Origin of the sequence: Stieleria magnilauensis (genome assembly GCA_007753675.1) — a bacterium.
Lineage (GTDB): Bacteria > Planctomycetota > Planctomycetia > Pirellulales > Pirellulaceae > Stieleria > Stieleria magnilauensis.
In genome coordinates this window covers 7679503-7693823 of sequence record CP036432.1, presented here as the reverse complement: position 1 = coordinate 7693823, position 14321 = coordinate 7679503, and the positions used below count along the sequence as shown (strand labels likewise).

Here is a 14321-nt window from a genome sequence, read left to right as displayed (position 1 = left end):
ACACTAAACCGACAGGCCGCTCGCGCCCTACCGCTAAAAACATGAAACACCGGAGGGCTCGCGCCCTACCGCTAAAAATTGCGTCACAGCGTAGCCCGTTGGGGTCGGCGGCCGTGAATGGTTCCGCGACGCCGCGGGACGCGAAATGCATCAGCCAAACTTTCCACGTCGTCCCCGACGGCCTCATCCACCGAACGGGTCCGCTCCAAATGAAGCGCCGCCGCCAGACGGTTCAACCGTTTGCGGGCTGCCACCGAACGGATCATCGCTCGATGTCCCGCCGCCCTCGCCGAACGGATCACCTCCTCCGAATGGATCGGCACCGCCGCTTGGTCCGCCGAAGGGGTCTTCCATCACGCCGGGTCCGCCGAAGGGGTCTTGATTGGGGTTGGGCGGCAACAGTTTACGGCGCAGCGTGGCTTCGAGTTCCATCAACCGCTTTCGATGCTTGGCCAATCTCGCCACCGTCGCTTCGATATCGCGTCGCAGCGTTTGGACGAGTTTCAATTTCTCGGCGTCAGATCTTCGCGTGTCGGCCGATCCCTCAGCGGCGCTTTCCGCGGACCGATCGCTGCGAAAGATTGCCTGCCCGGTCTTGGTGACGGCCAATTCCAGAGCCCCATCGACACCTTTGATTTTTTCTTCGGCCAAGACTGCCGTGGCGACGCCATCGCCTTGTTCCCAATCGATGACGGGAATGCCCCGCGTGGTGAGACCGTCATCACCGACCCGAATGATGACATACCAGCCGGGCCGCAGCAGATCGAACCGGATGTTCCGACCATCGGTCGACGAAGGCAATCGCACCTTTTGATAGGCAGCTCGCTCGTCGCGTCGCTGGTTCAAAAACTTGGCCATCGTTGATCGCGAGGTCACGGCCGATGCGGGAGGTGTTGTCAGGGTCGGCGTATCCCCGAACGACTGGCGATGGAACGGTTCGAGATAGTAGCGAGGCGATGATTGATCGCCCCATTCAGGAAGCGTGTCGTCGCTCCTTCCTGGGGCACGTAGGACCAACGATCGCAACACCGGAAACTCCACGGTGATCGGATCGGGTGACGAGCCCGAAACCACAACGATCGTGCTGGGGCCTCTCGCGGTGAGCCATTCGAACCACTGCGCCGAACCACGATCCGAGGGGTCCGGTGCGTTGGCAAGCCGAGGCACGATCGTCACCCGAACCTCACCCGGCGGGACCGAAATCACTTCGCCCAACTCGGCGGTTTGGTACCATCGAAACCGTGGACTGAATCGCCAATCGTCGGCGTCAAGTTGTTTGCCCAACGCCTGGGATGAGTTGAGTTCCCGTTTGTATTCTTCCAGGCTGGGATAGGCGAAACCGTTTTGCCAACACGTCAGGACTTGATACCGCGAGGCGTCGATACCCGACGGCGGGGATACAATGAGCTTGCCCCCTCGCCGCAGCGTGACTTTCGGTGAGAACGTCGTTCGTGCCGGAATGAAGCTGAATCCCGATTCATGGACGGCCAACGCCGACACCGCGTGCACACTAACGCCGCGATGACGCACCAGCATCCCCTTGTCCAGATCAATGGAGCCGTCGTCTCCGGCGGTCAACAGTTCGCCTCGAGGCGGGGTCATCGGTTGCAGTGGCTTCCCATCAAGAAATGCAACGTACGGCGCGGAAGGAAAACCTGCCGTTGGCATCCCCCCAGGGCCCATTCCCATGCCCATTCCCATGCCCCCGCCCCCGCCCATGCCCATGCCGTCTCCCATGCCCATCTCCATGCCATACATCTCATCTTCGGCGCCGCCACCGCTGCCCATCATCATGCCGCCCATCATGTCCATTCCCATTTCCTCCATCCCCGGATCTTGATAGGTGCGATAGAACTTGGTGCCGCGGGCCGGTTGACCGTCGGGTGTCACAAACGTGATGTCGACTGCCGCGGCGATCGGGGCCCCAAGCAGGCAACCGAAGAAGATCAAGAGGGTCGTGCGATTCATGAGTCGGTTCCGTTGATAAGCGTTTTCATTTAAAAAGTTTCGATCGGGGAATTTCGATGGGGTCAAGTCCACGGAGGCTTCGTGGGATCAGCCGTTTGACGCCAGCCGACGCGCATTGCAACATTCTGCTTCCATCATTCTGCCCCGAATCATTCTGCCGTCCCTCCCCTGAGTCCCACCGACGCGTCAGGGCACGGCGGTTGCGTGGAGAGGTAGGAAGATTTTGGAGGCAGGAAGATTAGCCCCGGTGAGACCTCACGGTGAATCGGGAAGTAACGATTGCAGTTCGGATTCCAATCGCGGAAGCGCGATTTGGTTCAATAGGTCCAGCTCCGCTTCGACTTGGTCGAGATACGTGTCGGTTTCGTCCGCAATCGAATTGGATGGTGCGTCGGCGACGGATTCGGTCGGCGTTGTCGGTTTAGAGGGTTGCGGGGCGGACGCGTTTGATTTGACCGGACCGGAATTGCGGGGCTGGACAGTGCGCGTCTTTTCGCGATGCGGTGTTGTCTCGGAACCACCGCCGAATGCGTCGAACATCATCCAGCCCGCTCCGGCGATCAGCACCGTCGCCAGGCAAATTGCAGCGATCGCCGCAGTGCGTCTCGACTTGACTTCGTTCACGGACAACTCCTTGGGAATCGGGGCGGACCCGCCTTCGGCGAGATGTCGCTGGCAGGCTTCGATCCACTGAGTCAGTTGTTCAGCCGGCGGTCGATCAGCGGGAATGTCGGCGTGAAGCTTGGCGATCAATCGATTCACCCAGACGGGCAGATCGCGGCAATGATCCGATAGCAGCGGAAGCTGGGAATCGGCGATGCGACGAACGATCGCGTGCGTGTGCATGCCGGACATCGGCGGCTGACCGACCAGCATGGTCCACAGCACCGTCCCCAACGAATAGATGTCACCGGCCGGGCCGGCGCCACAGCCGGAGGCTTGTTCGGGCGACAGATAAATCGGCGTGCCGGCAAATGTTCCTGTCGCAGTGCACGTCGCATCGGTTTGCACTTTGGCCAAGCCGAAATCCGACAACACCGCACGTTCGGTTCCGGCGTTCAACAGAATGTTGGCGGGTTTAACATCTCGGTGTACGACGCCACAGGCATGTGCCGCTGCCAGCGCGGACGCAACTTGACGTGTGATCCGCAGCGCTTCATCAAGCGGCATCGGACCCGAATCGCGAATCCGCTGCTCCAACGACTGGCCGGCCAAATACGGCATCACCAGATAGGGAACATCGCGGTATCGATCGACGTGATAAATCGAAATCACGTTGGGATGAACGACCGCGGCGGCCGAGCGGGCTTCGCGTTCAAGCGTCAGCAAGGTCTGCGGGGATTGCCAATACTGGGGCTGCGGAATTTTGATCGCGACGACACGGTCCATGTCGACGCTGCGTGCCTTGAGCACGATTCCCATACCGCCGCTGCCGACCACGCCCAAGATTTCAAATCGTCCCAGCCGACCGAGCGACCGTTCGTCTTCGGTGGGACCGAGCAGCGTCTGCACGAGCGAAACGATCGCGGGGCTGGATGTTTCGCTACTCGGCCGATCAGCACCGTCGGCATCGCCCACTTGCCAATCGTGACTGGTCAGCCCTGTCGATCGAAGCGCCTCGCGTGACTGACAAAGGAACGGGTCGTCGGCCGACAAACGCGCCACCATGCCCTGGCACCGCTCGCAATCATCCAGATGGCTCTGTAATACCGTTTCGTCCACGGCGACGTTGCCGCTGCCGGTCAGCCAATCTCGCCAAGTGATTTCATCGGGGCAGTTCGCTTGATCGGTCATCGCGAGCCCTCCCTCAGACCGACGTCTTCAAGTTGTTCGATCCGCGTGACGGCATCGCGCAGCCGACGGACGATCCGGCTGCGGATGGCATAGACCGATCCGATCGAGCGCCCCGATTGCTGGGCGGCCTGTTCGATCGAAAGGCCGTCAACGTGGGTCTGCCAGAAGATTTTCCAATGCTCCGCATCGACCTTGGACTGAACGTTTCCGGCAGCGGTGACAAACAGATGCTGTTGGTGCTGCCGATTCCACTCGATCCGCGACGCGTCATCGGCGCGAGCGCGTTGCGACAACGAAATCTGGGCGCTGGTGCCTCCGGTGCCGCGTTTGGACAACTGGCGCGTGACCAAGTTCAACAAGGCGTTCTCGGCGATGCGTCGCAGCCAGGCTCGAAATCGTTGCGGACGGGCCGGGTTGTCTTGCTCGAAATGGCTGGACCACCGGCTGGCGGCGCGAAACACCCGTGACATCACCTCGGCGACCAGGGTTTCGGCGTCGCTGTGTTGCAACCCACGGCCCCTGGCGTAGCGATAAATCACCGGGCGGTAAAGCGTATCGAAGCGGTTCCACGCCGCATCGTCTCGCGAGTCGGCCAAGCGCCGGACGAGTTTCGGTTCGGTATCAGGCCAGGGATGCATTCAATCGATTCTCGCAGAACGACGCACAGCGTGTGGGGGAACACGTGATAGACCCCATCGGAATCGGATTCTGACAAGAAATCCTGTCCGGCGAGGAAAAAGATCGCGTCGACGACGAGGTCGACGGCGAGGTCGACGGCGAGGTCGACGGCGAGGCCGGCGGCGAGGTCGGCGGCGAGCCTGTTGGCAGATGGCCATGTTGGGCCAAGCGACCGTCCCGGTGCGTGCGCGCGACTGTCGGTGCGGCGAGGTGCCGCTGCCGGCACCAGAACTGTCAATCTGGCATTGCCCGTTGGAGCCCCCAAAACCGCTCTCAAGCGACGCTGCCAAAAAAGGTTTCCAGAGAGTTTCGTCCGCTGGAAAACTAACGATTCGCGGAGGATACGCATGTTTCCTAGTGGCAGCCGACGTTTTTCTGCGCGACGAACGTTCGACTGGCACGTCCTTTGCTTTTCGATCACACCGACGCCTCAGCAGGCGAAAACGACAGGCAGATCGGACGGCGGTCGCCTGCCATGAACACCATCAACATTGACACGTTCAGCACAACCCAACGACGGCCCCCAAGCGTGCATCCCAGCGCGGTAAACGCCACGGCCGAATCCACCTCGAACAATCCACTTTTCACGGAGATGAAGCGTTATGGCTCAGGGCGAAAAAATCATCGGCATTGACCTCGGAACGACCAACAGTGTGGTCGCCATCATGGAAGGCAGTGAGCCGAAAGTCATTCCAAACCCCGAAGGCAACCGGCTGACGCCCAGTGTGGTCGCGTTTACCGACAAGAAGGAAACGATTGTCGGTGAACCCGCACGACGCCAAGCGGTCACCAACCCCAAACGCACCGTCTATTCCGCAAAGCGTTTCATGGGTCGACGTCATCACGAGGTCGAATCGGAAGAGAAGATGGTCCCCTACGGTGTCGTCGGGGCCGCCAACGAGTACGTCAAGATCGAAGTCGGCGACGAGACCTTCACGCCGCAGGAAATCTCGGCCAAGGTGCTTCGCAAGCTCAAAGAATCCGCCGAGTCCTATCTCGGTCACAAGGTCAACAAGGCCGTGATCACGGTTCCCGCGTACTTTAACGACGCGCAACGTCAAGCGACCAAGGACGCCGGCCAGATCGCCGGGCTGGAAGTCGCACGGATCATCAACGAACCGACCGCAGCCGCACTCGCCTACGGGCTCGACAAAGCCAAGGACGAAAAGATCATCGTCTTTGACCTTGGCGGTGGGACCTTCGACGTCTCCGTCTTGGAAGTCGCCGACAGTGGTGACGAAGAAAACGAAAGCCGCGTCTTCCAGGTCATCAGCACCTCCGGTAACACGCACTTGGGCGGTGACGACTTTGACGAAGCGTTGATCAACTACGTCGCCGACGAGTTCAAGAAAGAAAACGCGATCGACCTTCGCAATGATCCGATGGCGTTGCAACGCTTGCAAGAAGCATGTGAGAAGGCCAAGAAAGAACTGTCGACCCTGCCCGAGACCGACATCAATCTGCCCTTCATCACGATGGACCAAGCCGGTCCGAAACACCTAACGATGAAGATCACCCGCAGCAAGTTCGAAGAGCTGATCGATGATCTGGTCGAACAATGTAAGACCCCGGTCATGCAGGCGCTCAAGGACGCCGGGTTCTCGCCCAGCGACATCGACGAAATCGTTTTGGTCGGTGGTAGCACGCGGGTGCCCAAGGTTCGCGAAATCGTCAAGGCGATCTTCGGCAAAGAACCCCACCAAGGCGTCAACCCGGACGAAGTCGTCGCCATCGGTGCCGCGATCCAGGGCAGCGTTCTGGCCGGCGACCGGACCGACGTGCTGTTGCTGGACGTGACACCGTTGACCTTGGGGATCGAAACCGAAGGCGGCGTGATGACCCCATTGGTCGAACGCAACACCACCGTCCCGGTCGAAAAGAAGAACGTCTTCAGCACCGCCGCGGACAACCAGACCGCCGTGACTGTTCGTGTCTTCCAAGGTGAACGCAAGATGGCGGCCAATAACCGGCTGCTCGGTGAGTTCAACCTCGAAGGCATCCCGGCTCAACCGCGTGGCGTGCCACAGATCGAAGTCAAGTTCGACATCGACCAAAACGGCATCCTGAGCGTTTCGGCGAAGGAACTGAAAACGGGCAAAGAAGCCAAGGTTGAAATCAAGGAAGCCGGTGCGCTGAGCGATGACGACATCGAAAAGATGCGTCGCGATGCCGAGCAGAATGCCGAAGAGGACCGCAAACAGTTCGAATTGGCCGAAGCCCGCAACAAGGCGAATCAGCAAGTTCACCAGCTCGAAAAAGAGATGACCGAACACGCCGACAAGCTCTCCGACGGTGACAAAGAACCGCTCAACAAAGCGATCGAAAAAGTCAAAACGGCGTCGGGCACCGACGATGTGAACGCCATCAAGCAGGCGACCGAAGAACTGGACGCCGCCGCCAAAGCGTTCAGCAAAGTCTTGTACGAGAAGACGGCCGCAGCCGGTGGCGACGCAGACGCCGCGGCCGCCGGAGCAGCCGCACCGGCCGGTGACTCCGACGATGACGACGCCATCGACGCCGACTTCGAAGTCAAGAGCTAGACGACGACAGGTTGTCTGAACGATCAAACGTCATCGGCCGGCACACCGCCGGTCGGTGGCGACGACAGACGGGCGTCATGTCGCCCGTCTTTTTTTACGCACCTACCGAACCCCATCACCACCAAACGGGCTGTGTTTTGTTAGCGGTAGGGCGCGAGCCCTCCGGTATTTCACGGTGTTTTTGAAACGCGACCGGACGGCTCACGCCGTTCCGCTAACTCATTCAGACACGTAGGGCATGCTGTGCATGCCAACTGGATTTTGTCACCCACGCAGGAGCATTCGCGATGACCTTCCGATTCGACAAACTGACCACCAAAGCCCAAGGCCTGATCGCCGAAGCACAGGGGCGTGCGACATCGGCCGGCAATCCCGAAATCACCTCCCTGCACCTGCTCTCGGCCATGCTCGACGAAAGCGGTGGCATCACCGCCGCGCTGTTGTCCAAGATGAACGCCGATGCGAACCAACTGCGTGAACTGACCACCAGCGAGTTCGACAAATTGCCCAAGGTCAGCGGCGGTCGACAACCGAGCATCGCCGCGGAACTGCAATCGGCCCTCAACGAAGCCGCCACCAGTGCGCAATCGCTGAAAGACGAATTCGTCAGCACCGAGCATCTGTTGCTGGGGATCGCCAAAGCCAAGACGAAAGCACAGAGCCTGCTCTCATTGTGTGGCGTCAGCGCCAACGACGTCTTGAAGGCGGCCAGCGAAATCCGTGGCAGCGCACGCGTGACCGACCAGAACGCCGAGGACACCTATCAGGCGCTCGAAAAATACGGCGTCGACCTGACCCAACTCGCCGCCGCCGGAAAACTCGATCCGGTCATCGGCCGGGACAACGAGATCCGTCGGGTGATCCAAGTCCTGTCGCGACGCACAAAAAACAATCCCGTCCTGATCGGACAACCCGGTGTAGGAAAGACCGCGATCGCCGAAGGCTTGGCGCTGCGAATTTTCGAAGCCGATGTTCCCACCAGTCTGAAGAACAAACGCGTCATCGCGCTGGACATGGGAGCCTTGGTCGCCGGGGCAAAGTTCCGCGGCGATTTTGAAGAACGCCTCAAAGCCGTGCTGCGAGAAGTCAAGGATTCCGATGGACGCGTGATCCTGTTCATCGACGAACTGCACCTGGTCGTCGGCGCGGGCAAGGCGGAAGGTTCACCCGACGCGGCCAACTTGTTGAAACCGGAACTCGCCCGCGGCGCGCTCCGCTGTGTCGGTGCGACGACGCTGGACGAATATCGCCAACACATTGAAAAGGACGCCGCACTCGAACGGCGATTCCAACCGGTTTACGTCGAAGAACCATCGGTCGAAGACTCGATCGCGATTCTCCGTGGCCTGAAATCACGCTACGAATCTCATCACGGCGTGCGAATTACCGACAGCGCCCTGGTCGCCGCCGCCACACTCGCTGATCGCTACATCACCGAACGCTTTCTGCCGGACAAGGCCATCGACCTGGTTGACGAAGCGACCAGCCGATTGGCGATGGAAAAAGAAAGCGTGCCCGAACCCATCGACCGCATCCAACGCCGGTTGCGTCAACTGGAACTCGCCCAGCGACAACTTCAAGACGAAGATTCCGGTGATGCATCGATTGTGAGCCGCCGCGAAGAGATTCAATCCGAAATGGAATCGCTCGGCAAAGAGCTTGCCGACCTGCGGGAACAATGGGAAAGCGAAAAGATCGGGCTCGAAGGCGTGCAATCCATTCGCCAGGAAGCCGAAACACTGGCGCACCGATTCGCGACGCTCGACGCCGAAGCCAAACAGACTCAGCTTCGCGGTGAAAACCCCGAAGACCTGTATCGAGAGATGTTGGAAGTCCAATCGCGTCAGGCAGAGCTGGAATCAAAACTGGAAGAAATCGAAAAACGCGATCAAGGTTCGTCCAACGAAGAAACGTCCGATGAACCCGAGCGCCGACTGCTGCGAAAAGAAGTGACGGCGGAGGAAATCGCTGAAGTGGTTTCAGCTTGGACCGGTGTTCCGGTGAGCCGGATGATGGAAACCGAGCGGGCCAAACTGCTGGTCATGGAGGAACGCTTGCACACCCGTGTGATCGGTCAAGACGAAGCCGTTCGAGCCGTCTCCGATGCGGTCCGCCGCAGCCGCAGCGGATTGGCCGACCCGAACCGACCGATCGGATCCTTCTTGTTCCTCGGACCGACCGGCGTCGGCAAGACGGAATTATGCAAGGCGCTCGCCGAAATCATGTTCGACGACGAGAACGCGATGGTGCGGATCGACATGTCCGAGTTCATGGAACGACATAGCGTCGCCCGGATGATCGGTGCGCCGCCCGGATACGTCGGCTACGAAGAAGGCGGCAAGTTGACCGAGGCCGTGCGTCGACGTCCCTACACCGTGATCCTGCTCGATGAAATCGAAAAGGCACACCCGGATGTGTTCAACATCTTGCTGCAAGTGTTGGACGACGGCCGATTGACCGATGGTCACGGACGGACGGTGAACTTCACCAACGCGGTGATCGTGATGACCAGCAACGCGGGAAGCCAAGAGATTCAGCAGATCGCGGCCGACGGTGGAGACGAAGAGGAGATGCGGGAGGCCGTTGAACAGGCCTTGCGCACCCGGTTCTTGCCCGAGTTCCTTAACCGCATCGACGACACCGTCATTTTCCGCCCGTTGGATCAAGCGCAAATTCGCAAGATCGTCAAACTGCAACTCGCCCATCTCGGACGTCGCTTGCAGGACAACGGGTTGACGCTTGAGGTCACCGATGCCGCCATCGATGAGATCGCCAAGACCGGCTACGACCCGACCTACGGTGCACGCCCGCTCAAACGCGTGATCCAGCGTGAAGTCCAGAATGAACTGGCAACGGCGCTGCTGAAAAGCGACTTCGCCGAAGGCAGCACCGTCACGGTCGACCATGACGGGATGCACTACGTGTTCAAGTAAGAATCGCCTGAAGGCTGGACACCAACATGCGCTGGTGTGCAGGCTTCAGCCGCCCGTCTTGCTGCTCCGCAGCGCGTGGGGATGCGCCTGAAGGCTGGACACCAACCAGCGCTGGTGTGCAGGCTTCAGCCGCCCGTCTTGCTGCTCCGCAGCGCGTGGGGATGCGCCTAAAGGCTGGACACCAACCAACGCTGGTGTGCAGGCTTCAGCCGCTCGTCTTGCTGCTTCGCAGCGCGTAGGGATGCGCCTGAAGGCTGGACACCAACCGGCGCTGGTGTGCAGGCTTCAGCCGCCCGTCTTGCTGCTCCGCAGCGCGCGGGAATGCGCCCAAAGGCTGGACACCAACCAGCGCTGGTGTGCAGGCTTCAGCCGCCCGTCTTGCTGCTTCGCAGCGCGCGGGGATGCGCCTGAAGGCTGGACACCAACACGCGCTGGCGTGCAGGCTTCAGCCGCCCATCTTGCTGCTTCGCAGCGCGTGGGGATGCGCCTAAAGGCTGGACACCAACCAGCGCTGGTGTGCAGGCTTCAGCCGCCTATCTTGCTGCTTCGCAGCGCGTGAGGATGCGCCTCAAGGCTGGACACCAACCGGCGCTGGCGTGCAGGCTTCAGCCGCCCGTCTTGCTGCTTCGCAGCGCGTGGGGATGCGCCTGAAGGCTGGACACCAACAGACGCTGGTGTGCAGGCTTCAGCCGCCCGTCTTGCTGCTCCGCAGCGCGTGGGGATGCGTCTGAAGGCTGGACACCAACCGGCGTTGGTGTGCAGGCTTCAGCCGCCCGTCTTGCTGCTTCGCAGCGCGTGAGGATGCGCCTGAAGGCTGGACACCAACCAGCGCTGGTGTGCAGGCTTCAGCCGCCCGTCTTGCTGCTTCGCAGCGCGCGGGGATGCGCCTGAAGGCTGGACACCAACACGCGCTGGCGTGCAGGCTTCAGCCGCCCATCTTGCTGCTTCGCAGCGCGTGGGGATGCGCCTAAAGGCTGGACACCAACCAGCGCTGGTGTGCAGGCTTCAGCCGCCTATCTTGCTGCTTCGCAGCGCGTGAGGATGCGCCTCAAGGCTGGACACCAACCGGCGCTGGCGTGCAGGCTTCAGCCGCCCGTCTTGCTGCTTCGCAGCGCGTGGGGATGCGCCTAAAGGCTGGACACCAACACGCGCTGGTGTGCAGGCTTCAGCCGCCCGTCTTGCTGCTTCGCAGCGCGTGGGGATGCGCCTAAAGGCTGGACACCAACCAGCGCTGGTGTGCAGGCTTCAGCCGCCCGTCTTGCTGCTTCGCAGCGCGTGAGGATGCGCCTGAAGGCTGGACACCAACCAGCGCTGGTGTGCAGGCTTCAGCCGCCCGTCTTGCTGCTTCGCAGCGCGTGAGGATGCGCCTGAAGGCTGGACACCAACCAGCGCTGGTGTGCAGGCTTCAGCCGCCCGTCTTGCTGCTTCGCAGCGCGCGGGGATGCGCCTGAAGGCTGGACACCAACACGCGCTGGCGTGCAGGCTTCAGCCGCCCATCTTGCTGCTTCGCAGCGCGTGGGGATGCGCCTAAAGGCTGGACACCAACCAGCGCTGGTGTGCAGGCTTCAGCCGCCTATCTTGCTGCTTCGCAGCGCGTGAGGATGCGCCTCAAGGCTGGACACCAACCGGCGCTGGCGTGCAGGCTTCAGCCGCCCGTCTTGCTGCTTCGCAGCGCGTGGGGATGCGCCTAAAGGCTGGACACCAACACGCGCTGGTGTGCAGGCTTCAGCCGCCCGTCTTGCTGCTTCGCAGCGCGTGGGGATGCGCCTGAAGGCTGGACACCAACCGGCGCTGGTGTGCAGGCTTCAGCCGCCCGTTTCGCTGCTTCGCAGCGAAACGGACGGACAGGCTCGTAGGCATCCACAACCTATCCCACCCGGGCGACACCATCACGACACATCCGCCGTCGTCCACGCGCCGTCGATCCGGCGTGGGGTTTGGCCGGTCGGGTTCTTGTCCGCCAACAACGCCGGCAATCGTTCCGGCCGGACGTTGTCATAGCTGGTCAGTTTCCCGAACCGCAGCAACGATCCGGGGACGCCGACGGCGGTGAAACCCGGGTGCCCGGTCGCCGGATAGGGTCCGCCGTGATTCATCGCGGCCGAGACGGCGACTCCGGTCGGCATCTTGTCGTTGAGCACCCGCCCGACCTTCGGCGTCAATTCGAACGCCACCTGGTCGTACGACGCATCGTCGCTGCCGGCCGGATCGCTGTAAACGCAGCCGGTCAAGTTGCCTTCCAAGCTGGCCAGCACGCTGCAAAGTTCGTCCAGGTCCTTGGTGACCACGACCAGCGATGCATTGCCGAACGCTTCGGTCTGGAACCCTTCGGGGTCGTCTAGAAACTGTTTTCCCGTCGCGGTCATCAACGTGTTGGCCAGCGCGCATCGGCCGGCTTCAACCTCGCCGCCGCCGACCAACAACTCCGCGCCAAACCCGCAAAGTTTCTCGATGCTGTCTTTCAAGCTTCCGGCAACGGCGGGTGACAACAATGTTCCCGCGGGCGAGCCGGCAAAGCGTTCTTTGACCGCGGCGATGAATTTGTCAGTGCCTTCACCGGCGATCGCCAACACCACGCCGGGATTGGTGCAAAACTGGCCGGATCCCATCAACGCGCTGCCGCAAAACTCGTCGACAATTTCATCGCCGCGGGCGGCCAGGGCGCCCGGCAACAAGACGACCGGGTTGACGCTGGAAAGTTCCAAATAGATCGGCTTGCCGGCCGCGTCGGCGGCCGCCTTGAGTTTCAATCCGGCTGATCGGCTGCCCGTGTACCCGGTCGCACCGACGCGTGGATCGGCGACCAAACGTTCGCCGTCGGCGTGTCCGGTGCGATAGATCAACTGGACGGTGGCAGAGGGCATGCCGGTTTCGTTTGCGGCTTCCAAAGCAAGTTCTGCAAACAGTCGCGTCGTTTCGGGGTGGGAACTGTTGGCTTTGCCGATGACGGGATTGCCTGCCGCAATCGCCGCGGCAAAGTCTCCGCCGGAAACCGACCCGAAGGCAAAGGGAAAGTTATTGGGACCGAACACACAGATCGGTCCGAGCGGCTCGTAGCAGGAGCGAATCCCGGCGGCGGTGTCGATCGTTGCCATCGCCCAATCGCCGCTGCGACAGGATTCTGCGGCGGAACGAAGTTGGCCACTGGTTCGTGGCAACTCTCCATCGGCCAGTCGCGGTGACTTGGCCAAACCGGTTTCGGCGTGTGCCGCCTCGACCAGACTGTCTTTGGCCGCGTCGATCTTGTCGGCGTACAGATCCAAAAACTCCGCGATCTTCGCGGCGGGAAGTGTTCGCATTTCGCGAGCCGCTCCGGCGGCGGCATCCAGCGCGGCATCGCAATCGGCCCACGAGCTGATCGGAAACTCGGTGGGCAGCTTTTCGTTGGTGTTCGGGTTGGTCGCTTGGAACGTGCCGACCGAATCGGCGTCACGCCAGGTTCCGGCGAGGAGTACTTTTGCGGTCATGTTGAGGCTCCTGGGTTTAGTGTTGAATGGGACAGGCGATCAGCCGATGGGCGCGAACAACTGCCTACCCCTGAATGATCGGATTACTGAGCGTGCCGACGCCGTCGATGGTGATATTGACGATGTCGCCGGGCAGCAGTGTGAAATCGCTGGTGGGCACGATCCCCGTCCCGGTCATCAGAAATGCACCGGCGGGAAACGAATTGTCTCTGGCGAGCCAGTCGACCAAGTTTTCAAACGTTCGTGCCATCTGGCCGCCGCTGGTTTGTTGATCGAACACCGTTTGGCCGTCGCGGACGATCTGCAAGTCGACGCCAATCGAATCCGCCGGCGGCAAGGTGTCGAACAAGGTGATCCATGGCCCCAGCCCGGCACACTGGTCATAACACTTCGCTTGCGGCAGATAGAGCGGGTTTTCGCCTTCGATGTCTCGCGAACTCATGTCATTGCCCACGGTCAATCCCACGATCCGCATTTGGGGGCTGATCACCAGCGTGATTTCGGGTTCGGGCACGTTCCAACTGGCATCGGATCGAATCCGCAACGGTTGCCCGTAACCAGACACACGATGGGGAGTCGCCTTGAAAAACAATTCGGGGCGATCGGCGTTGTAGACGCGGTCGTAGCACGACGCAGCGGCTTCGGACTCCTCCATCCGTGCCGTTTGCGAACGCTTGTAGGTGACGCCCGCCGCCCAGACTTCCTGATGGTCGATCGGCGGCAGCCATCGCAGTTGCTCATCGATCTCGATCGCGGCTTCGGTTTGCAGTGATTCGGCAGCAGCAATTGGCGTGGAATGGGCGATCAGATCCGAAAGGCTTGCGATTTCATCGGTCATCACCAACGGAAATAATTCGTTTTCGCGGACCAGTCCGACGCGAATCGTGTCGGAAGCATCAAAGAATTTTGCTACTTTCATATGTCAAACCTTTTTAATGAAT

General features: G+C 60.9%; 7 protein-coding genes. 2 read left to right on the top strand and 5 right to left on the bottom strand.

Going from position 1 to position 14321, the window contains the following annotated elements; translation table 11 throughout:
• Positions 1–183: 183 nt before the first annotated feature.
• The 3 genes from TBK1r_RS39145 to TBK1r_RS27345 all read right to left on the bottom strand — a co-directional run bounded on the left by TBK1r_RS39145 (position 184) and on the right by TBK1r_RS27345 (position 4400).
• Entirely contained in the window at positions 184–1968 is a 1785-nt protein-coding gene (locus TBK1r_RS39145) for a hypothetical protein (RefSeq protein ID WP_419580455.1), read from the bottom strand.
• Between the two features lie 255 nt (positions 1969–2223).
• The gene (locus TBK1r_RS27350) at positions 2224–3762 is read right to left on the bottom strand and encodes a serine/threonine protein kinase (RefSeq protein ID WP_145218061.1); all 1539 of its coding nucleotides are present in this window, start codon (positions 3760–3762) and stop codon (positions 2224–2226) included.
• Positions 3759–4400: an RNA polymerase sigma factor gene (locus TBK1r_RS27345; RefSeq protein WP_145218059.1), complete on the bottom strand. Its 642-nt coding sequence runs from the start codon at positions 4398–4400 to the stop codon at positions 3759–3761. The genes TBK1r_RS27350 and TBK1r_RS27345 overlap by 4 nt, the downstream gene beginning before the upstream one ends.
• A 642-nt stretch (positions 4401–5042) precedes the next feature.
• Here TBK1r_RS27345 and dnaK point away from each other — a divergent pair.
• Entirely contained in the window at positions 5043–6980 is a 1938-nt protein-coding gene (dnaK, locus tag TBK1r_RS27340; protein WP_145218057.1) for a molecular chaperone DnaK, read from the top strand.
• Positions 6981–7267: 287 nt separating this feature from the next.
• A complete protein-coding gene (gene clpB / locus TBK1r_RS27335) occupies positions 7268–9913 on the top strand; it encodes an ATP-dependent chaperone ClpB (protein ID WP_145218055.1) in 2646 nt (881 codons plus the stop codon).
• 1889 nt (positions 9914–11802) lie between these two features.
• Here the strand turns inward: clpB and TBK1r_RS27330 are convergent.
• Both TBK1r_RS27330 and TBK1r_RS27325 read right to left on the bottom strand, forming a co-directional pair.
• Positions 11803–13380 carry an aldehyde dehydrogenase (NADP(+)) gene (locus tag TBK1r_RS27330; RefSeq protein ID WP_145218053.1) on the bottom strand — a complete coding sequence of 526 codons (1578 nt, stop codon included), beginning with the start codon at positions 13378–13380 and terminating at the stop codon, positions 11803–11805.
• Positions 13381–13444: 64 nt separating this feature from the next.
• The gene (locus TBK1r_RS27325) at positions 13445–14299 is read right to left on the bottom strand and encodes a fumarylacetoacetate hydrolase family protein (protein WP_145218051.1); all 855 of its coding nucleotides are present in this window, start codon (positions 14297–14299) and stop codon (positions 13445–13447) included.
• Positions 14300–14321: the final 22 nt, after the last annotated feature.